Consider the following 21,648-nt stretch of genomic DNA (forward strand, 5'->3'; position numbering starts at 1 on the left):
CTCCACATATCCTAATAAATCAACCACTTACGTAGCACCCCGACCATTAGCTTGTGATATGTGTGTGTTTTAGTGTTAAAAAATAAATGTAAATGTTTTTCGCCTAAAATTCTTCAGACAAAAAACGGGGCGAATTATGCCAAAAAACGGACAAAATTACCAGCAGTTTTTTGCAAAAATACCGGCAAATTTAACCGCTTGTATTAGCCGCAATTCATACACTCACAACGTTCCCTTTCAGTCAAATTAATTTGCTTGTTATGGAATTGCTGCAAAGTACAACGATGCCCTACGCTAATGATAATGCTGTTCGGCAATCGGCTACGAATTGTTTGATACAAAATCGCTTCGGTCGGTTCATCTAACGCCGATGTCGTTTCATCGAGGAAGATCAACTCCGGTTTCGCCAATAAAATGCGCACAAAAGCAACTCGCTGCAATTCACCCGGTGAAAGCGTTGCTTGCCAATCGGTATCGAAATCCAGCGAATCCACATATTTGCTCAAACAGCATTGCTGCATTGCTGCTTTTAACTGTTCGTCCGTCACGACTAAATTCGGGTAACAAATTGCTTCACGTAAACTGCCTTGCGGTACATAAGGGCGCTGCGGTAAAAACAACGGTTGTTCTAAACAAGCACGCTCTGCCACGCCGAAAGTTTCAAACGGATAAATCCCCGCCAATGCTTTCAATAAAGTAGTTTTTCCACTGCCGGAAGCGCCTTGAATCAGTAACGAATCGCCGGTGTGTAATTCGATATTGATATTTTTCAGCAAAATTTGACCGCTTGCGTCTTTGACCCCAAAATCTTTCAGCACAAAGCCTCTTGAACACGGGTAAGGCGCATTTACCGGCATTTGGTCGAGCTTATCCAAGGTAATGAAGAAGCCGTATAAACGATTCAAACGGGCTTGGTATAAGGTAAATTCTTCATAAAACAAGCGGAAAAAAGACAATGCGCGCATTAAGCGATTAAATGATTGTACCGTTTGGTGCATATCGCCTAATGTCGCTTGGCCGGCAAAAAAACGGGGCGCTTGTAACATCAAGGGTAAAATCATCGCAACTTGTGTTACGCCGGTATTAAAGCCGTCCAGCCCTAACATTTTGCGCACAATTTTCCAGCGATTGGCAATGATATAATCGAATTTAGCGGTTAAATTATGCTGCTCTCGTGATTCACCCGAATAGAAAGCGATACTTTCGGCATTGTCTCGCACACGAATCAGCGAATAACGATAATCCCCTTGTAGCTTTTCTTTATTAAAATTTAAACGAATCAGCGGTCGCCCAATCCAAATCGATAAAGCGGTTGCAAAAATGATGAACAGATAAATAAAGAACACAACGCCTTTCGGAATATCTACACCAAATAGTGTCAGCAGTCCCGATAAGCCCCATAAGATAATGGTAAACTCAATCGTTGCCACAATCGAATTAATCACACCCCGAGTGACTTCCACCGTCCCCGTCACAAAAGCAGTCGCATCTTGTTCGATACGTTGGTCGATATTATCCGGCAACGTTTTCTCATACTGTAGCAGATAGTAATTTTTATTTTGCAACCAACGATTTAACATCTCACTGTTAAGCTTTTCCAACCACTTAATTTCAAACGATTGGGTAAGAAAATAATTGATAATCAAGTGAACAATCTTCACGATCACCAATAACGCATTAATCCCCGCAAAAAACCAAAACGCCTCAACCGCTTTATCCTGTAGCGATTTGTATAAGCCATTATAGAAAAAAGTATTGAGTACGCTAATCCGCACTTCAAGTAGGATCAAAAAGATCAACAATAAAAGTAAGCCGAGCGTTTTCCCTTTATGGCTTTTCTGCCAACAAGGTCGGGTAATATGCCAAAAGCGCTGCCCGAGCTCGGTTTGCTTGAGTAGCCAACCCGTTGCTAAAAGCCCCGCAGACACGCAGCAAAGTGCCGTTATCAGCCACAAAAAACTATTATTTAATTCTGTTTGCCAGTTCATTTAAAAATGTATTGAAAAAATAACAACTTACGTTTCCGAATAAAAAAAGCGGTCGAAATTGGCAAATTTTTTGCAAAATCCGACCGCTTGCCAAATGGAGATTTAGAATGAATATTCCATATTTGCCCAATAAGTACGAGGCATACCTAACACGGCAAAACTGCGATCATATTGACCACGTTGTACCTGCCAGTAACGCTTGTTAAAGGCATTTTCCACCCCACCACGTAAGGTCAGCGTCTGTTTATCCGCTACTTTCACTACATATTTCGCCCCGAAATCTACCGTAGTATAAGACGGCAAACGATAATTCGCTGCAGTATCTTGGTAAGATTTTCCATAGTATTGTAGTGCGGCATTCAGCGTTAAGTTAGCCACAAACGGCGTATCCCATTCCACATTCGCCTTTGCCATCCAGCGAGGGCTGGTGACTTGTACACCGTCGGTAATCACATCGGCATAAGTTGGGAAATCAAAGACTTTCGCTTGGTTATAAGTTAGCCCTAATGAAGGACGTAACGTGTTATTTAACAAACTTGCATAGGTATTAAATTCAATCCCACGATTACGTTCTTTGCCATGCTCTTTACCCGCAAGTGCTTTCAATGCGGCCTTATTACCACGAATAATCCCCGGGCGACGAATTTCATACGCACTTAGCGTGGTCGTTAGCCAGTTATCCCAATTTTTACGCATCCCCACTTCGATTTGTTTGCTAACACGAGGGCTATTCATTTCGCCGGTTTCAACATCAATATTACCCGGTTCTAAATCTTCCAAATAGTTACTGTAAAGCACTAAATCCGGATTCGGCACATAAGCAAGGGTGACCATCGGGCTAAAGCGATCTGCTTTCACTTCCGTACCGGCTTTTTTATCTTGTTGCTTAATCCACTGGAAACGACCGCCTAAAGTTAGGCGAACAGTATTTTCCACAAAGCCTAATGTATCTGCGAATGCAAGGCTATTAGCGCTCAATTTTGAATCTGTGCCCTGCGTATTGGCAGTTAAATCAAAGTTTTTTAACGGCGCAAAACTTGGTGCATAGATTGTACCGCCTTTAATTTTTCCGTTAGTTTTACTGCTTTGGTCATGATCTCGCTGGCGTACCACCGAATCAAAAGCTAAATTCCAATTATGCGAAATCGCTCCCGTTTCAAAATCACCCTGTAACTTCAAATTACCACTAGTGGTACGAGAACGGAAATCAATGCCACGAATACCACTAACTTCAAACTCACCATTCTGCTTAAGTGAAGTGATTTGTCCGAATGCACCCGAATAACGAGATTCCATATGACCTAAACCGCCCGATAACATCATTCCGTAAGGCAAATCATATTCGAACGTCCCCATTACGGTTTCGTCTTCGGTGGTCTGCCCGATCCAATGCGGATTCAAGTTGGTTTTACCATTTGGCGCAGCAGGAACGGTATAAGCAAGATTTTGCAAGTCCTGTAAACGGGCACGTCCGCCATCGGTATCTCGCTTGCTGTACATATAATCCAAACCGACACGCAACGCATCGCCACGATAATCCGCACCGATCGCTAATTCTTTATTCATTTCATCATAATCATTACGTGCAGTATTGCCGTCACGGTATTTACCACTTACACGTACGCCCCATTCGTTATTCGCACCGAAACGGCGACCGAAATCGAACGATTCTTGTAAACGATTATTGCTATACCAACCGAAGCCGATTTTATTAATCTCTTCATCGGTTGCACGTTTGGTTTCGATATTCATTGACGCACCGGCAGAACCTTCCGGATCCATACCGGTAGTTGCCGTGGAAGCACCTTTAATCAATTGTGCCGAAGCCACCGCAGCGGTCGGAGAATTATACGTCGAATATAAACCCGCCAAACCGTTTACACTCACTTGGCGCATATCTAATTGCAAGTTACGCACATACACACCGGATAACGTATTGGTTTCACCACCGAAATTCATTACAGAAGCATCTGTTTTCGCAATTGCATCCACCACATTACGAGGCGCTTTATCTTCAAACGCTTTCTCATCATAATTGACCACCGAAATCGGTGAAGTAAAGGCGGTTTGTCTGCCCAGCAGACTCAAATTCACAATTTCTTTTTGTTTATCGCCTGCCGCTTTTGCTTTTTCAAATTGCGCACTAACGTTCACCTGTTCCAGCGTTGCCGCTTCATCTGCGATTGCGATTGAAGGTAAAACAAATAATGCACTATAGATCACACTGTATTTGAATTTCATACCAATACTTCCATAAAATAATCAATGAAAAATACCTAAATCAATAGGTTTAAATTATTGAAAATAATTCTCAATCAGAATTTAAGATCATACCTATCTTTCCAATAGAAATCATCCTGAGTTCTTATTATTTATTTTTATTTACAAAGTAATTATCAAAAAACAACAAGCGGTCGTTTTTAGCACAAATTTTGCAAAAATTTGAACCAAAACAACCGCTTGCAAAAAATCTATAAGAGTTAAAACTGCCGTTTATCTTTCATTAACCAACCAAATAAACCGATAATTAACACCATCACCATAATCAACGTTGAGCCGTATGCCACCGCCAATCCGTATGCACCGTCTTCAACTCTATTCAGAATATAAGAGGTCGCCACTCGGGTACTTGGTGAAACTAAAAATACGATCGCACTAATTGTGGTCATCGAACGCACAAAACTGGTCACCAATGCCGATAAGAATGCTGGTTTTAACAATGGCAAGGTTACAAATAGTAAAGTTTTCAACGAACTCACTCTTAATGAAAACGAGGCTTCATCCAATGATTTATCTAATTGTTGCAATGCCGCCATACAGGCTCGCATACCAATCGGCATATTGCGTGTCACCATCGACAAAACGATAATCGCTGCCGTACCGGTGAGATAAAGCGGCGAATGATTAAACGCCACCACATAAGACACGCCGGCAACCGTCCCCGGCACGGCAAAACAAAGTAAGGTAACAAATTCCAAACTTTGCTTGCCGACAAAGTTACGGCGAGTAAGCAGATAAGCAATTAATAACCCCAATATCGCACTAATCGGAGCGGCAATCAGTGAGTACAATACCGTTTGAATCAATGACGGGAAACCGCCCTGATCTAAGCCTTGCCCAAATAACTTGCGATAATTTTCTAAGGTAAAGCTATGATCCACGCCCCAATTTACGGTAAAGCTGCCGTAAAAAATCGAGCCGTACAGTAAAACGGTAAAACCGCCCCAAGCGGCGAGTATGCAAAAAATTAGGCTTTTTAGATCGCTTGGTAACGGCTGGAATGTACCTCTATACCCCTTTCCGGATACCGTGACATAAGATCCTTTACCAATCCACCAATACTGAATTAGAAAAAACAACAATGAAAAACCGAGTAAAATTGCGCCTAAACCGCTTGCCGCAGCATAATCTAATTGCGTGCCAACAAGGTAAAAATAAATTTGGCTCGCCAACACATCAAAATTACCGCCCAACACAAACGGCGTACTAAAATCGGCAAGCGATTGCACGGTAATTACCAAAAACGAATTAGCTAATGCCGGTTTAAGCAACGGTAATAATACAAAGCGGAAAGTTTGCCAACTGTTTGCTCGTAACGTATAACTCGCCTCTTCTAGCACCACGTTAGATGACTTTAATGCTCCCTCTAAAATCATAAACGCCATCGGTGTAAGTGCTAAGGTGTGTGAAAGCGCAATCCCTGTAAAGCCATACAGCCAATTTGCACGAAAGCCGAAATATTCCACCAAAAAGTCGGTAATATAGCCGGAACGCCCGAGCATTAACGTAATGCCTAAACTCACCACAAAAGGCGGCGTCACCATTGGCAAAACCGAAAAACATTTACTGAGCAAGCGAGTGCGTTTGCTTGCTATTCGCGTGGTATAAAGTGCAAAACATAAGCCGAGAACGGTGGATAACACACCCACGGTTGCCGATACGCTTAATGAGTTCCAAATAATTCTTAAAATGTAGCTTTGTTCTAGGATCGCAAACGCATTGCCCTCGCTGAACATCGTGCTAAAAATTGTGGTGATCGGATATAAAATAAAAAACGCTATCGTCAATACCACCACTAACAAGCTCACGATCAAAAAGCGATCGGCTTGTAACACTTTTAAATTTGCCAACGCATTGCTACTAATTGCCAATAAAGCTAAAGCAAGAAAAATAATCGCATAGCCGAAACGATAGTTGAGATAAACGGCGGAAGATAACAGAAAAAATGTGAGTAACAACGCCAAACCCAATTCAATTCGGCTGCGTAAGATGCGATCTTTTATGAAACGAAACGCTGGAAAAATCAGTAAACTGCCAAACCAAAGCCAACTGATATTAATGTTACTCCAGCCCATTGCCGCCGTGAATTCGCTTTTGGTTGCACCGAATAAGCCGTAATCTAATGCCTGTGAAGGCAAACAAACAAAGGCAAACAGTGCTAATAAGATCCAAAAATAAGAATGAGAAAAACGTTGTAACATAAAAGATTTGTGCTATTCAAAAAAATAAACCACGGCATAGCGTGGTTTATAAGCGGTTAAATTTAGCCGAAATTTTGCAAATGTTTTTGTAAAAATTAAGGAAAATTCGACCGCTTGTTATCAAAGAAAATTATTTCGCTAATTTAATTTCAGTAAGCCATTTATCAATCAAACGCTTACCTTCTTCACTCGAACCGAATTTATCAAAATCGAACTCCAATAAGTCCAGCTTTTTCGGGTCAACCGAGCTTGGCGAAGCCTTCGCATTCACATTGGTCGGAATCTGATACACGCCATGCTCTCGCCACGGCAACTCTTGCGCTTCGGCACTGAGTACGTAATCCATAAATAACTTGGCATTCTCTAAATTGCGCGCATTTTTAATAATACTTGCACCGCCTAACGCATAGCCGACTTTACCTTGCGGAATCACCGTTTCAACCGGCGCACCTTTTTCTTTTTCCGTAGCATAAGCGTGCACAAAGCCAATACTTGCCGTACTTTCACCTCGAGAAAGATTTGCCGTGACTAAATTGCTTTTCACATATTGCGATACGTTTTCATTTAATTTTTTAAGGTATTCGAACGCTTTCTCTTCGCCCAATTTTTGAATAAGCGTTGCCATAATCGTGTAAGTCGTACCTGAAGATCTCGGATCGGGCAATTGAATTTCGCCTTTAAATTGCGGATTCAACAAATCTTCCCAGTTTTGTGGTGCTTTCTCCCCTAATTTCTGTAACTTATCACTATTTACCCCAAAACCTAGCACTAACATATAGATAATCGAGGTTTTATCGCCACGTTTTTCCATTAGTGATTTAAATTGCGGCAAAATCTCCGCTTGTTTTGGCGAACGATAACTTTCTAATAAGCCTAGTTCTCCGGCCTGGAAATGCGGTTCAATCGTACCGCCGACCCAAATATCTGCTTGCGGATTGTCTTTTTCCGCTTTAATTTTACCGAAAATCGTACCGGTACCGCCGTGAATAAACTGGGTTTCCACTTGATATTGCTTCGCAAACTTTTGGGTTAAATTTTCGCACACCTCATTTTGCACCGTACAATACACAGTCAAGCGCCCCTCCGCCTGAGCCGTGTTCGCACTTAATAATGCTGATGTTGTACTTGCGATTAAAGCCAACGTTTTTAGTTTTGCTTTCATTATACTTATCCTTTTTATTTGCAGAAAATAGTGCGTCATTCTCAAGATAAACAGGCATGATTTAAAGGGTCAGAAATCAACATTTTAACAGTGTCAGATTTACAAATAACGCTAATAAAATAACAAGCGGTCGTTTTTGCAAAAAATTTCACAAAAACGACCGCTTGTAATCAGCAATCTAGATAAAACAATTACTTAGTAATTGCGCCTAAGATGCCACGCATGATTTGTTTAGAAACTTGGTTGGTCAGCTTTTTCGCTATCGACTTCGTCACTTCACTCACCACTTGCTCAGCAATGGTTTGATCTTTTTTCTTTTTCGTACCGAAAATCGAAGCAATCATACCACCGAAGAAATTGTTTTCTTCTTCCGCTTTTTCCGCTTCGGCTTGTTGTTGAGCGGCTTGGGCTTGAGCAACTTGCGCATTCAATAATTCGTACGCCGATTCATTATCAACATATTCACTGTAATAAGCATACAGATCATCTTGTTTTACTAACGCATCACGCTCTGCTGCGGCTAACGGGGTTAATTGGCTTTTCGGCGGATGAATATACGCCACTTCCACCGGTGTCGGCATACCTTTTTCATCGAGCACCGAAATCAGCGCTTCACCCACACCCAGTTGGGTAATCGCTTCAACCACGTCCACGCCTTTATTAGCACGGAAGGTTTCTGCCGCTGATTTTACCGCTTTTTGATCACGTGGGGTAAAGGCACGTAAAGCGTGCTGCACACGGTTACCTAGCTGACCTAATACCGAGTCCGGTAAATCTAACGGGTTCTGCGTCACAAAATACACGCCAACCCCTTTCGAACGAATTAAACGCACCACTTGTTCGATTTTGTCCACCAATACTTTTGGCGCACCGTCAAACAATAAATGCGCTTCATCAAAGAACAGCACAAATTTCGGTTTTTCCGGATCACCGACTTCCGGTAGAGTCTCGAACAATTCCGCCATAAACCACAATAAAAACGCACCGTACATACGAGGCGAATTAATTAACTTCTCTGAATTGAGTACGTTAATCACGCCTTTGCCATCACGGGTTTGCATCCAATCTTGTAAATTTAATGCCGGTTCACCGAATAAATTCGTTGCCCCTTCGTTTTCAAGAGCCAATAACGCACGTTGAATCGCACCGACACTCGCCGCCGAAACATTGCCGTATTCCACTTGGAATTCTTTAGCGTTTTCCGCTACAAATTTAAGTAACGCACGTAAGTCTTTTAAGTCGATGAGCAATAAACCACGATCGTCCGCTACTCGGAAAACCAAATTTAATAAGCCTTCTTGCGTTTCGTTTAAATTTAATAAACGAGAAAGCAACATTGGGCCCATTTCCGAAATGGTGGTGCGCAGCGGAATCCCCGATTCACCGAATACATCCCAATAAGAAACCGGATAACCGCTTAAATAGCTTTCCCCGCCTAATTGGAATTGCTCGACACGTTCTGCAATTTTTCCGGATAAACTGCCCGCTTGTGCAAGCCCTGAAAGGTCACCTTTTACATCAACCAAGAAAACCGGTACACCGTCATCACTGAAAGCTTCTGCGAATTTACGTAATGTCACCGTTTTACCCGTACCGGTTGCACCGGCGATTAAACCGTGACGGTTTGCCATTTTTGAATTTAATGAAATAATTTGCCCTGTTTTCGTTTGGGCGAGTGCGTATTGTGCCATATTGAATACTCTTAAATAATGACGTTTATCATAAGTTGAACCGCGCCATTTTATGCTTTTTTCACCCCAACTTTAAAGCCTTTTTCCCAATTTTGTTGGAACTGATTGGCGTTGGATAGCGTTCCTTTACAATAATTCACACGTTGCTGATACATCGCCTCTTTTTGGGTGGTAAATGAATAGCCGACACGATAGCCGTCCAAATACCAATCATCTGCATCCTTGCACTGTGTTGTATTAATTCTTCCATGCGTAACCGTTTGTTTTTCCAAATTTTTTGGTTGCTTTGGTCGTTGAGCATAGGTTAGCGCTTTCGGCTCCGGATAGCCTTTTGTCACTTGTACACCCTGACGTTTTTCTGCTTCAAACAGCTTGCCTAAATTACTTAGATCTTCCAGTACCGTTTCTGTATCCACAGAACCGCAAGCGCTGAGTAAAAAAGGAATAGTGGTAAATAATGTTAATTTTAGTTTTTTCATTTCTACTCCAAAACGTCTATCAAGCATTTGATAGACCCCTTAAACACCACAAAAGTGGTATGACCTCAATAAAAAGCGCACAAATTTACAATAAATTCTGAGATTTGTAAAAGTAATTTTTAGGTATCGCAAGCGGTTAAATTTCAGGATTTTTTTGCAAAAAAGAAGCCTCCGCAATAAGCAACTTGCGGAGGCTTCTTGATATAGTATAGAAAGATTAACGACGTTTAGCTGCCGAATGTCTTGGGCCTCGAGCCACTCGAGCCGGCTTCGGCAACGCTAATAACGCACTGGCGTCATATTGGCTCACCGGAATCGCATGGCCGATATATTCTTCAATTGCCGGTAAATTCACAGCGTAACGCTCACAGGCAAAGCTAATCGAATGACCGCTCTCTCCGGCACGTCCGGTACGCCCGATACGATGCACATAGTCTTCACGATCATCCGGCAAATCATAGTTAAAGACATGGGTCACTTCCGGAATATGCAAACCACGGGCAGCAACATCGGTTACCACTAAAATATCTAACTGACCTTTGGTAAAGCTATCTAACAGTGCCAAACGTTTTTTCTGTGCAATATCACCGGTTAACAGCCCAACACGGTGACCATCCGCCACTAAATAACTCCAAATTTCTTCACATTTATGTTTAGTGTTGGCAAAAATCATACAACGATCCGGCCACTCTTCTTCTAATAAGGTGAGCAATAACGCCATTTTGTCTTCATTAGAAGGGTAAAATAATTCTTCTTTAATGCGATGTCCGGTACGTTGCAACGGCTCAATTTCAATATATTGCGCATCATTCATATCTTCATACGCCAACTCTCGCACACGTGGCGAAAGTGTTGCAGAAAATAACATGGTCAAGCGTTGCGCCGGTTTCGGGCATTTACGCATTAAATAACGAATATCTTTAATAAAGCCGAGATCGAACATACGATCCGCCTCGTCCAACACCACCACTTGCACTTTATCTAAATTGATCACGCCTTGTTTAACATAATCAATTACACGTCCGGTGGTGCCGACTAAAATATCTACACCTTGTTCAATCGCTTGCACTTGCTTGTCATAACCGTCTCCACCGTAAGCCAACGCAAGTTTTAAATCGGAATGTTTCACCAATAGCTCGGCATCCGAACCAATTTGCACCGCAAGCTCACGAGTGGGCGCTAAGATTAAAGCTCGAGGCTGATTAGTTGCTGTTTGAATATCGTTAGTTAATAAATGATGGAAAGTTGCAACCAAAAACGCCATGGTTTTACCCGTACCGGTTTGCGCCTGTCCGGCAATATCATTGCCGGCTAAAGTAATCGGCAACGTTTTCGCCTGAATAGGCGTACAGAATTCAAATCCTTTACTGTCGAGTGCCGCAATTACATTTTCATGAATCGGAAAATCAATAAAACGCTGTTCGGTGAGATGTTTGGACATCGCAAATCTCCTTTTGATGGTTCAATTTAAAGCCGTAGCACAGGCTATAAGCATATCACAGAAGCGAAATATTGAGTAGAAGGTGATTATTTCGCCAGTCAGATTGCGTTACTCCGCCCTCCCTCTAATTAGCTGCTCGCAAATTAGCCTAACACCTCCTTAATGTTAATTTACATTTCATTACATAAAATTAAATTACTCAATTGTTAAATTTACCTTTGGAAATAAAATGCACAGCAAAGATCAATTTTTGATCAATCAAACCATTTTATTTTTTGCACACAACTGATTAGACCAGTTTAAATTAAAACCAAAAAGCACATGCTTTAATCACCTTATTTTAACATTTAAGCAACTTTTTATTTAAATAACATTAGCAAAAAAGTGGTTATCTTCTTGGAATTTGCTGAATTTTGCACACAAAACCTAGCAAAAGTCATAAATATCATTTTTCATAACAAAATATAAACAATTTTTTATCATACTTTTCAAATATAAAGTTTACTTAATATTACATAGATTGAGCTTAATATTTACAATTTACAAAACTGAATTTATTATGCACCCCGCCAACGCATAACGGATTTCATGTATTGGCAAAATTCATTTCATTTTTTAATTTTTGATAATAAGGAGTTTATTAAAAATGTTATCAACTTTAACCACAAAAGCTTATATCGCTGTAACTGAAGGTATCCGCAACTTTAAACAAAACCAACAAGGTGTAACCGCTATCGAATACGGTTTAATTGCTGTGGCTTTAGCAATTTTAATTATTACTGTGTTCTATAATGATGGTGGTTTTATCCAAAGTTTAAAAGCTAAATTTGCTGATCTTACAAAATCAATTGATAGTGTTAACGGGAAATTAAGTATTAACCAATCAAAATAAAATTCTTATACCTTTTAATTGGGTATAAAAATACGAAAGTCTCTCAGCCATAAACATGAAAAAACTTCTACAGTTTTCTCGCCTGCAACAAGGTGTTACCACCATTGAATACGGCTTAATCGCTGTCGCAATGGCGGTTTTTGTTGTGGCAATTTTATATGGTGAGGCAAGTTTCACGGATGAAACCTTAAAAAAATATAACCAGCTTTCCGAGTTGGTTAGAACGGCGCTTTTGAGTACGTCTTAAAGGCGCCGGTAAAGGGCATAAACGATAAGGATATCACTTATGACACTCTTTATAACCTCCCTTCTTGCCATAATCATTTGTTTACTGATAACCCTTTGCTGGACGGACTTACGTTATCGGCTTATCAGTAATCGAATCATTATGGCATTATTGTTGGTCACTATTCCCTTTAGCTATTTAGTGCATGGCACACTGTTTTGGCTACCTGCATTGCTCTGTTTAGCCATCGGTTTCATACTCTTTATGTTCAACATTATCGGCGCCGGCGATGTGAAGTTGCTTGCGGTGTTGATGTTGGCAATTCCATCACATTTTGCAGTTTTTTTCCTTTTTTTAACCGCTTGTGCGGGTTTGTTGCTCATTATTATCGGCTGGTTGTTTTATCGACAGTCCATTCGGGAAAAAGGATTACCTTATGGTATCGCAATCAGTGTTGGCTTTCTTACCACCTTACTACTTTTTAACTATTAGAATTTAAACCTAAGGAAATAACTAATGAACTATAGAGTGCTATTTATCATCTCGACCTTCATTCTCGTTATCGGCTTTGGTGGACTATTTATGCTGCCGAATGCAGAAGATAACGTTCCTCAAAACGAAACGGCTGCAGCAAGTACGGAAACAACCACGCAGCCTGAAGTGGCAACTAAAGTGATTACTACCGCCACCCTTAATCGAGACTTAACCAAAGGGACGTTAATTCAAGCGGAAGATTATACCCTTTCGGAATTAACTGTACCGGAAACCAGTCCGTTACTCAGTAACGATTTAAAAAGCTTACTTGAAGCAGCAACCGTACCAACGCTACAAGGTTTTGTTGCTACTGAAAATATTAAAGCCGGTTCTTTACTGCAACCGGAATTGCTGATTACACCGGACGATCCTCGTTTTATTCTGTTTAGCATTAATCCGCAACAAGAAGTTGCCTATCGAGTGTATATCCAAAGTGCCGAACAATATATTTTAGATTCGGTACGTAGCGGCGATAGCGTTTCGGTATTTAGCCAACAAACCGATCTTGCTCACCGAGAAAGAGACCAAGGCTCTTTAGTAAAACTTGCCGATAACCTTACCGTGTTACAGGTAAAAACTTTCACAGCGGAAGAAAACAAAAATGCAAGTGAACAGAAAAAAGATTTCTTAGGCTACATCAGCTTAAAAGTAGATGCAGCGATGCTGAAATCATTTTATTCACTTGATAAGCAAGCCAAATTAATTGTGTTACCAACTGATGCTGCAACCAAAGCTATTAATCATCGAGGTATGTTTATTCGCCAATTACGAGGAAAAAATAATGCGAACTAATTTCTTTCCGAAAACATTAATCTGCTCTGTGCTGCTAGGCTTATTTGCATTTTCACATACTGCAGCGGCAAAAACCTTCACTCTTGAACAAGGGCAAAGCCAGTTAATTAAAACCGATGCCAAAATTGATACGGTATTTGTTTCTTCGCCGGATATTGCCGATTATGAAATTTTAGATGACAACACCTTTATGTTATACGCCAAAGCGGAAGGTCGTGCCGAAATCGTCGCATTTGATGTGGACGGTACGCCATTAACCGAAGATTTCATTAACGTGAATAATGCGATCAATAACATTGCAGCAACAAATGAACAAATCCAAACACGTTTTCCGAACAGTAACCTTTCGGTAAAAAAAATCGGGAAAGCTTATGTGATTGAGGGAAAAGCAAAAAACGCCGCCGAGAGCGAAGAGATCAACCGGATTGTCGGTGAATCGCTCGGAGCTGGTAAAAAAGTCGTTGAAGCGAAAGTCGAAGGTTCAGAAGATGCCATTCCTTTCTTAGATAAGTACCAATACGAAGGCATTATTAATAACGCTAACGAAGAAGACGCAACGCAGATCAATGTGAAACTAACCGTTGCGGAAGTGAATAAAACCTTCTCAGACGAAATTGGGATTAACTGGAACAATCTAAGCGGTAACTTTTTCCGCAATTTAGGTAGTGCGGCAATCAATGGCGGTTTTGGTAAAAGCGGCGGTCAATTAGCATTGGTAAATTCGAATAATTTAAATGTGTTATTAAGCGCCTTAGACAACCAAAACAACGGCAAAATTTTAGCTGAACCGAATATATCAATGCTTTCCGGCGAAACCGCAGATATTTTGGTCGGTGGTGAAGTACCTTTCGTACAACGAAACAGAGACGGTGAATTGAACGTACTTTATAAAGAGTTCGGTATTAAACTTGCCGTGGGCGCTAAAGTGCAAAAAAGCGATCGTATCCGCTTATTGTTATCACAATCGGTTAGCACCATTGCCGGTAACTACGAAATCGATGATAACCATATCCCGATTTTTAATACTCGTCGCTCAAAATCAACCTTTGAAGTTGGTAATGGTGAGAGCTTTATTATCAGCGGCTTACTCAATAAACAAGATATCGAAGGTATTAAGAAGGTTCCATTCTTAGGCGATGTACCGATTTTAGGCGCATTCTTCCGTAGTGCGAATTCATCACGTGAGAGTAAAGAATTAGTGGTTGTGGCAACGGTTAATCTAGTTAAACCGGTTGATGGCTCACAAATACTTTATCCGACATTTGAAAATACCGGCACGATGGAACGTTTCTTTAACAGTACATCACTGAAAAATGTTTATCACAAAACATTAACGTCTAACTTCTTAAAAAATGGTGGGTTTATCCAATGAAAAAATTAATCACAATTTGTGCAGGTTTAGGTCTGACACTAACCACCTATGCAATGGCTAGCACTGAATTACCTAAAACAATTCGTCCGGTACAGCCGACTCATAGCGAATTGGTTTCAAATAAATCCTTAGTAGTAAAACGCTTTATATTAGCCGAACCATCGGATGTGGCATTTGAAAACTTAGTTTCAGATGTAAGACGCCATTCATCCAGTGATAAAAATAGTCAAGCGATCCACATTATTTCGTATGACAACTCAGCAAAAACATTAGCTAAAAATATTAGCAAGCGTTTAAAAGCGTTACACGTTAAACCGGCTATCCACGTAGAACATTATAAAACGAAAAATAGCCTTTATCCGCTTTATGTAGAGATCCGTCAAATTGCTAAGCGTACTTCGCTATGCAAAGTGGAAACGGCTGAAGATCATATCGGGTTCGATTCATATCACGATTGTGCTCTCAAACATAATAACCAAGTGCAGCTGAAATATTAGGACTCATTCGGGATTGTTGCTTTTATATTGTGTACGAGGAGGTCTTTATCTAGCCAATATAAAAGACATTTTAGCGTAAATGGCAATCCCCATTTAAATAATAACTAAAAGGATTTAATTATGTTATTGCTCGATCAAGAAGGTCATGGCGGCGAAGGTGTTGATAGCATCCGCAAAATTGCCATTATCTCTGAAAAAAATGGCATTAATAATCATATTGCCCAACTTCTTCGTTCTCGTGGATTAGAAAATATTGAATTAATTCACGCTAACTTTTTTAACGCCGAAAATCTCGCATTTTCTGCAGAAGAAACTGTAGGTGTCATTGTTGATATTCAAGATGAAACCAAACTCGCCAACATTACCGGTCGCATTCACAGCGTTATCCCACAAAATGTATGGTGTTGTGTGGTTGGGGAAAGCGACTCCATTTCACTTTTACAAAAGCTATTAGAACAAGGCGTACTGTATTTCAACAGTGAAACGCAATTAACCCAAATGGTTGCTCGTATCTTGGGTGGAATGAATATTCCATTAGTGCGCCATACTATCAAGATTTCCGTATTAGGTTGTAAAGGCGGTATTGGGGCAAGTTTTATTAGCTCTCATATTGCGCAAACCATTGCTACCGAGAAAAAAGTGCCGGTGTTGCTGGCACAAGGCTCAAACGGTTCGCAAGATTTAGATTTGCTATTTGATAAGAAGCTGCAAAGTGACGTAGCGGAATATACTGCAAATTTAGATTTATATCGTGGCGTACCATCCAGACTTGCTAGCGAAACGCTGAATAAATACAACTTCATCGTTTATGACCAACCGATCTTTAACGTAAATAAAGAAGACTACCCAAGCATATTACAACACAGCAATACTTTTGTATTGGTCGTGGAACGTAAGATTAGCTCTCTACGTGTAGCGAAACAGTTCTTAGGCGAATGCGAGCGAATGAAAGCCAATACCGGCAGATTAATTCGTACCTTTGTCTGTATTTCTGACCATAAGCAAGAAACAGCAAAACTGATGGCAACCGCTGATATTGAACGTTTATTGAAATGTGAAGTAGATGGTGTGATTCCCTATAACAAACAATCTACCAATAAAGATACCGTACTGACATCAACTTTAAGCCGCCAAGGCAAAAAAGAAATAGCAACGCTGGCGATGAAGGTCATTGGCATACTCTCTCGCCAAGCAGCTCAACGTAATAAAAAAGTAGGTCTGTCCTTATTCCAAAAACTCTTTAAATAACGATTATTATGCTAACAAAAGAACAACAAATATTCTTCCGCACAGAATTACTCAGTAATTTGGACGTGGAAAAACTCGATGAAATCCAAAACGAGCGTAATAAATTAATTGAAGAACTTACTCAGTCTCTTTATCGCATTGCTAGCAGTAATGCGATTTATCTGACACCTGCCGATGCTACTTATATGGCAGGCTTAGTCGCAGATGAAATTGACGGGTATGGCCCGATACGTGAGTTAATGGAAGATGAAACCGTCAATGATATTTTAGTTAACGGCCCGGATAATATCTGGATTGAACGTGCAGGTATTCTTGAGAAAACCAACCGAACCTTTATCAATAACGAACAATTAACCGATATTGCAAAGCGCCTTGTCGCTCGAGTCGGTCGCCGTATTGATGAAGGCATGCCGTTAGTTGACTCTCGTTTACCTGACGGTAGCCGTTTAAACGTAGTTATTCAACCGATCGCATTGGACGGAACTTCTATCTCGATTCGTAAATTCTCTAAATCGAAAAAATCATTACAAGATTTGGTTAATTTCGGTTCAATGACGTTGGATATGGCAAATTTCCTAATTATTGCCGCACGCTCACGTGTGAATATCATTGTTTCAGGCGGTACGGGGTCGGGTAAAACCACCTTACTTAATGCGCTCTCCAACTATATTTCACCAACCGAACGTGTACTAACGTTGGAAGATACGGCGGAATTGCGTTTAGAACAGCCGCATGTAGTTCGACTGGAAACTCGTTTAGCCGGTGTAGAAAAAACCGGTGAAATTTCGATGCAAGACTTAGTAATCAATGCGTTACGTATGCGTCCGGAACGAATCATCGTCGGTGAGTGTCGTGGTGCGGAAGCATTCCAAATGTTACAAGCGATGAACACCGGCCATGACGGTTCAATGTCAACCTTGCACGCCAATAGCCCAAGAGATGCGACCGCTCGTTTGGAAAGTATGGTGATGATGTCGAATGCTTCCCTACCGCTTGAGGCGATTCGCCGTAATATTTCTTCTGCGGTAAATATTATTATTCAAGCGTCTCGTTTGAATGACGGCTCTCGTAAAGTTACCAATATTACTGAAATTTTAGGCATGGAAAACGGGCAAATCGTCTTACAAGATATTTTCTCATTTGAGCCGAGTAAATATCGTGATGAAAATAACAAAATTATCGGTAAGTTTATCAATCACGGCTTACTCACACGCTCGGTGGTTTATCAAAACGCCCAAATGTTTAATTTAAGTAATGAGCTACAAAACATCTTTAAGGAGAAATAATGATACTACTCTATTATTTTGTCCTTGCCTTTGGTGCGTTATTGTTGCTGTTTACCGCTTCTGCTTGGTTTAAAACGACTAAGAAAATTAATGCTCGTGAAACTAACTTTAGCGAGAACCTTGATAAAACCGCCAAAAAACTGCAAAAGATGGCTCATTTATGGTTCTATTACTTTACATCCGGCGATAAAAATAATCTTGTCCGAAATATCATTATCCACTTTTTGATCTTTACCGGCTTGTATTATCTCAATGCCCAATTTATTCGCTTTAATAACCAACTCTTTATGGTGGTGGAATTAATTGGCTTTATCGTTGCTGTATGGAAATTAGGTCAACGCCGCAATAAAAAGCTATTTAATGAAAAATTTCCTGAAGTGATTCAGGTGCTTAACTCTGCAACCTCTTCCGGTATTAGTCTGTTACAAGCATTAGAGCGCTGTGGTAAAGATATTACTGGCCCTATTGGAGAAGAGTTCAGCATAATCTACAAACGTTTAGCTCGAGGGGAAGATGCAATGGCGGTATTTCATGACAGTTACTCTCGCTATCCTTATAAAGAGTTTTACTTCTTTATCAGCATTATCCGTACCAATCTCTCTCGAGGTGGGCAAATGCGTGAAGTAATTTCTCGCTTAGGACGTGCAATTGCAGATTCAAACAAAATGGAACAAAAGAAGAAAGCAATGACTTCAGAGGCTCGAATGTCTGCCGCAATTGTTGCCTGCTTTCCTGTTGCGTTCTTCCTATTTATGAAAGTAACCACACCGGAAAACTTTGATTTCGTAGTAAATGATCCAAATGGCCGAATTATCCTTTATTACGTGGTGGGAAGTGAATTACTCGGGATGTTTATTATCTGGTGGCTAATGAGGAAATCGACCTAATGAATCCTATTTTATTCTTCCTTGGCATTATTTTTTCTGGCGTATTTATTTTAATTGTGGCGTTTTCTCATAAAAAGAAAATCGATCGTAACAAAGAAATCTTAGAAGGCATTCGTCCGAAAGACAATGTTGAAGATAACAGCCAGAAAGGAAAAAACAAACAACAAATTGAACTGGAATTATTACTCGTTAATAAAAATCCATTGCTTAAGTTTCTTGGTTTAGTTGATAAGAATATTAAAGTGAAAATGTTGGTTATCGCCCTGCTTACTTTGATTAACTACCTTATCAGTGAAGACCAAACCACCTTTTTACTAGGTTGTGCCGTAGTGGTGGTATTAGCAATTATGCTACCAAGTATCACAATCGGCATAATTCTGAAAAGTAAGATTAAGCGCATTATGAACGATATCCCCGGTTTTATCGATCTAGTTGCGGTTAATGTTCAGACCGGTATTAGTATCGAAGCGGCATTTAAACAAGTGGCAATCGACTTCGAACATTTAAATGCAGACTTAACCTACGTGATTCTACGCATCATGCGTAAAGCTGAACTCACTAGCTTAAGTGCCGCATTACAAGATATGGCAATTTCGTTACCAACCAAAGAAATTCGAATGTTTTGTACGGTAATGCAGCAGAGCCTAAATTTCGGTTCTTCACTTTATGAACATTTAACACAACTGTCTGCCGATATTCGTGAAATGCAATTACTTGTAATGGAAGAAAAGCTCGGAACACTTTCTGCCAAGATGAGTATTCCGCTCATTCTATTCATTATGTTCCCTATTATTATTTTAATTGTTGCACCTGGTGCTATGAGGGTTTTACCACATGTCTTCTAAATTATTTAAAACAATTTTTGTTTCAACCGTATTATTGTCTTTATCTGCTTGTTCAAGTCTTACAACTTCAACTTCTGCGACACAGAGTGTAGATCAACAAGAAAGACTTTACCAAGATACTAAAAACTATAGTGCATTAATTTCGTTATACCGTGAACAACTTAAATTAAATCAAGATCCACAACTGCAATACAAACTGGCGAAAAGCTACTACTTAGCCGGCGATAGTAAGTCTTCACTACTTTACTTAGAACCACTGCGCTTTACTCAACTCTCATTTAATGACGATGTAGAATTATTGTATATCCGCAATCAAATTCAAGTAGGTGATTACAATGAAGCTTATTTAACGGCAAGTGATCTGATTGCTTTATCACCCAAAAATAGCGAGGCATACAACTTGCGAGGCATTAGTTCTGCACAATTAGGCAAATTAGCTGATGCTGAAAAAGATCTGAATAAATCTCGAGAGTTATTTATTCACGACACGATTGCTATCAACAATTTAGCGATGCTAAGCATTTTAAATAATGACTATAAAAATGCAGTAAACCTATTACTACCACAATATTTAAACGGCTCAACCGATTCTCGTTTAATTCATAACCTTGTCTTTGCGTTAGTTAAGGCGGGGGATACTGAATATGCGTTAGATATTATTCGTAAAGAAAAACTAAATACTTCACCGGAAGATTTAGTCAATGCATTAAAGAAAACTGAAAAATTACCGATGGTAGGTCGCAAATGATGAAAAATACGCTTTACCGTTTTCTCCATAATGTAAAAGGCGTAGCAACTATTGAGTTCAGTCTCACGATTGGACTCTTTATTCTCGTCCTTTTTATGATCGCAGAAGGGTGTCGGATCGCCCTTCTCTCGTCTTATTTAGATTTATCGGTTTCTGAGGCATCTCGCACCACCAGAAAACAAGAAATTGGCAGTAATTATAAAGAACTATTCGAACAAAGTCTGAAACGTAAAGACAGCATTTGGACATTTCTAAATCAAGATTCTATTACGGAAGTTAATGTGCAATATGCCAACAGCTTGGATGATTTAATCGCTCAAAAATTCCAATCTGCTGCCAGCGGTGTAGCTTTTGCACAATACTCATTCCAATATAGATACAAACCGTTGTTCTTCTGGGTGCCAAGCGCTGCAGTCGAACCGTTATTTAATCGCTCTATCGTGGTACTACAAGAATATGAAAAAGATAAAGCAATTTCTCACTAATCCTCGAGGCTCAGTTACTGTTGAGTTTATATTTATTTTCTTCCTGTTTTCCGTACTACTGATTTTCTTAATTGATGTCACCATTTTGCAATCAACCACTGGGAAACTACAACGTACTTCTTATTCATTACTGAATATCACCAAAGAACGTACTGCCGTATATAAAGGCAATGAAACTATCACTCAAGAGGAAGCAGATAAACTTAAACAACTTGCGATTTCATTAATGGGAGAAGAAAAGGACTCCAACAATATTGCAGTAACAATTGAGTACTATAAATTTGATAGTGTTAAGCCTCAACAAGCCGTTTCCGATATTTTAGCAACCAGACCGAACAAAAAAGAGACTGTGACAAAATTCTCTTCCGGTAATAACGTATGTGAAGCAAGTGGAACCCAAGATGTTACAAATGCCGCACCACTTACTCAAAACTTCCGAGGTTCGCTACGCTATGCATCAATTTATCGTATAACGGTTTGCCGCAAAATGACGAACTTATTTAAAGGTCTTACGCCTGCAAAAGAAGACCAAGTATCTGGTTGGATAAGAGCTACCGCTATGGGTGTAAGCCGCTAACCACTCTCTTTCTAAGG

At 40.1% G+C, this 21,648-nt stretch carries 20 protein-coding genes; 13 read left to right on the forward strand and 7 right to left on the reverse strand.

What is annotated here, in order from left to right; translation table 11 throughout:
• Positions 1-203: 203 nt before the first annotated feature.
• From ASU1_RS04050 to rhlB, 7 genes are all read right to left on the reverse strand, one after another.
• Complete coding sequence (locus ASU1_RS04050; RefSeq protein WP_039195065.1) at positions 204-1,988, reverse strand: ABC transporter ATP-binding protein/permease; 1,785 nt, start codon at positions 1,986-1,988, stop codon at positions 204-206.
• A gap of 102 nt (positions 1,989-2,090) precedes the next feature.
• Complete coding sequence (locus tag ASU1_RS04055; protein WP_014991583.1) at positions 2,091-4,229, reverse strand: TonB-dependent siderophore receptor; 2,139 nt, start codon at positions 4,227-4,229, stop codon at positions 2,091-2,093.
• A gap of 239 nt (positions 4,230-4,468) precedes the next feature.
• Complete coding sequence (locus ASU1_RS04060) at positions 4,469-6,469, reverse strand: ABC transporter permease (RefSeq protein WP_014991584.1); 2,001 nt, start codon at positions 6,467-6,469, stop codon at positions 4,469-4,471.
• Between the two features lie 130 nt (positions 6,470-6,599).
• Complete coding sequence (locus ASU1_RS04065; protein WP_014991585.1) at positions 6,600-7,631, reverse strand: ABC transporter substrate-binding protein; 1,032 nt, start codon at positions 7,629-7,631, stop codon at positions 6,600-6,602.
• A 191-nt stretch (positions 7,632-7,822) separates the two neighbouring features.
• Positions 7,823-9,322 carry a helicase HerA-like domain-containing protein gene (locus tag ASU1_RS04070; protein ID WP_014991586.1) on the reverse strand — a complete coding sequence of 500 codons (1,500 nt, stop codon included), beginning with the start codon at positions 9,320-9,322 and terminating at the stop codon, positions 7,823-7,825.
• Positions 9,323-9,372: 50 nt separating this feature from the next.
• A complete protein-coding gene (locus ASU1_RS04075) occupies positions 9,373-9,801 on the reverse strand; it encodes a hypothetical protein (protein ID WP_039195721.1) in 429 nt (142 codons plus the stop codon).
• A gap of 217 nt (positions 9,802-10,018) precedes the next feature.
• Positions 10,019-11,242, reverse strand: a complete 1,224-nt coding sequence (gene rhlB / locus ASU1_RS04080) for an ATP-dependent RNA helicase RhlB (protein ID WP_014991588.1) — start codon at positions 11,240-11,242, stop codon at positions 10,019-10,021.
• A gap of 646 nt (positions 11,243-11,888) precedes the next feature.
• Between rhlB and ASU1_RS04085 the strand changes: the two genes are divergently transcribed.
• The 13 genes from ASU1_RS04085 to tadF all read left to right on the forward strand — a co-directional run bounded on the left by ASU1_RS04085 (position 11,889) and on the right by tadF (position 21,631).
• The gene (locus tag ASU1_RS04085; RefSeq protein WP_014991589.1) at positions 11,889-12,134 is read left to right on the forward strand and encodes a Flp family type IVb pilin; all 246 of its coding nucleotides are present in this window, start codon (positions 11,889-11,891) and stop codon (positions 12,132-12,134) included.
• A 55-nt stretch (positions 12,135-12,189) separates the two neighbouring features.
• Positions 12,190-12,381 (forward strand): Flp family type IVb pilin, encoded by a 192-nt coding sequence (locus tag ASU1_RS04090; RefSeq protein ID WP_014991590.1) that lies wholly within the window; start codon positions 12,190-12,192, stop codon positions 12,379-12,381.
• Positions 12,382-12,420: 39 nt separating this feature from the next.
• Positions 12,421-12,852 carry an A24 family peptidase gene (locus tag ASU1_RS04095; RefSeq protein WP_014991591.1) on the forward strand — a complete coding sequence of 144 codons (432 nt, stop codon included), beginning with the start codon at positions 12,421-12,423 and terminating at the stop codon, positions 12,850-12,852.
• A gap of 24 nt (positions 12,853-12,876) precedes the next feature.
• Positions 12,877-13,686 carry an SAF domain-containing protein gene (locus tag ASU1_RS04100; RefSeq protein WP_014991592.1) on the forward strand — a complete coding sequence of 270 codons (810 nt, stop codon included), beginning with the start codon at positions 12,877-12,879 and terminating at the stop codon, positions 13,684-13,686.
• Positions 13,676-15,058, forward strand: coding sequence for a type II and III secretion system protein family protein (locus ASU1_RS04105; RefSeq protein WP_014991593.1), 1,383 nt, complete (start codon positions 13,676-13,678; stop codon positions 15,056-15,058). The genes ASU1_RS04100 and ASU1_RS04105 overlap by 11 nt, the downstream gene beginning before the upstream one ends.
• Positions 15,055-15,555 (forward strand): hypothetical protein, encoded by a 501-nt coding sequence (locus tag ASU1_RS04110; RefSeq protein WP_014991594.1) that lies wholly within the window; start codon positions 15,055-15,057, stop codon positions 15,553-15,555. The genes ASU1_RS04105 and ASU1_RS04110 overlap by 4 nt, the downstream gene beginning before the upstream one ends.
• A gap of 120 nt (positions 15,556-15,675) precedes the next feature.
• On the forward strand, positions 15,676-16,803 hold the full coding sequence (locus ASU1_RS04115; RefSeq protein WP_039195069.1) for a CpaE/TadZ family protein: 1,128 nt from the start codon (positions 15,676-15,678) through the stop codon (positions 16,801-16,803).
• Between the two features lie 8 nt (positions 16,804-16,811).
• Positions 16,812-18,089 (forward strand): TadA family conjugal transfer-associated ATPase, encoded by a 1,278-nt coding sequence (locus tag ASU1_RS04120; protein WP_014991596.1) that lies wholly within the window; start codon positions 16,812-16,814, stop codon positions 18,087-18,089.
• A complete protein-coding gene (locus tag ASU1_RS04125) occupies positions 18,089-18,976 on the forward strand; it encodes a type II secretion system F family protein (protein ID WP_014991597.1) in 888 nt (295 codons plus the stop codon). Before ASU1_RS04120 ends, ASU1_RS04125 begins: the two co-directional genes overlap by 1 nt.
• Positions 18,976-19,821, forward strand: coding sequence for a type II secretion system F family protein (locus ASU1_RS04130; protein WP_014991598.1), 846 nt, complete (start codon positions 18,976-18,978; stop codon positions 19,819-19,821). Before ASU1_RS04125 ends, ASU1_RS04130 begins: the two co-directional genes overlap by 1 nt.
• Positions 19,811-20,569, forward strand: coding sequence for a tetratricopeptide repeat protein (locus tag ASU1_RS04135; RefSeq protein WP_014991599.1), 759 nt, complete (start codon positions 19,811-19,813; stop codon positions 20,567-20,569). Before ASU1_RS04130 ends, ASU1_RS04135 begins: the two co-directional genes overlap by 11 nt.
• Entirely contained in the window at positions 20,569-21,054 is a 486-nt protein-coding gene (locus ASU1_RS04140) for a TadE/TadG family type IV pilus assembly protein (protein ID WP_014991600.1), read from the forward strand. The genes ASU1_RS04135 and ASU1_RS04140 overlap by 1 nt, the downstream gene beginning before the upstream one ends.
• Positions 21,026-21,631, forward strand: a complete 606-nt coding sequence (gene tadF / locus ASU1_RS04145; protein ID WP_014991601.1) for a tight adherence pilus pseudopilin TadF — start codon at positions 21,026-21,028, stop codon at positions 21,629-21,631. Before ASU1_RS04140 ends, tadF begins: the two co-directional genes overlap by 29 nt.
• Positions 21,632-21,648 lie beyond the last annotated feature (17 nt).

Source organism: Actinobacillus suis ATCC 33415, assembly GCF_000739435.1.
GTDB classification, from domain to species: Bacteria; Pseudomonadota; Gammaproteobacteria; order Enterobacterales; family Pasteurellaceae; genus Actinobacillus; species Actinobacillus suis.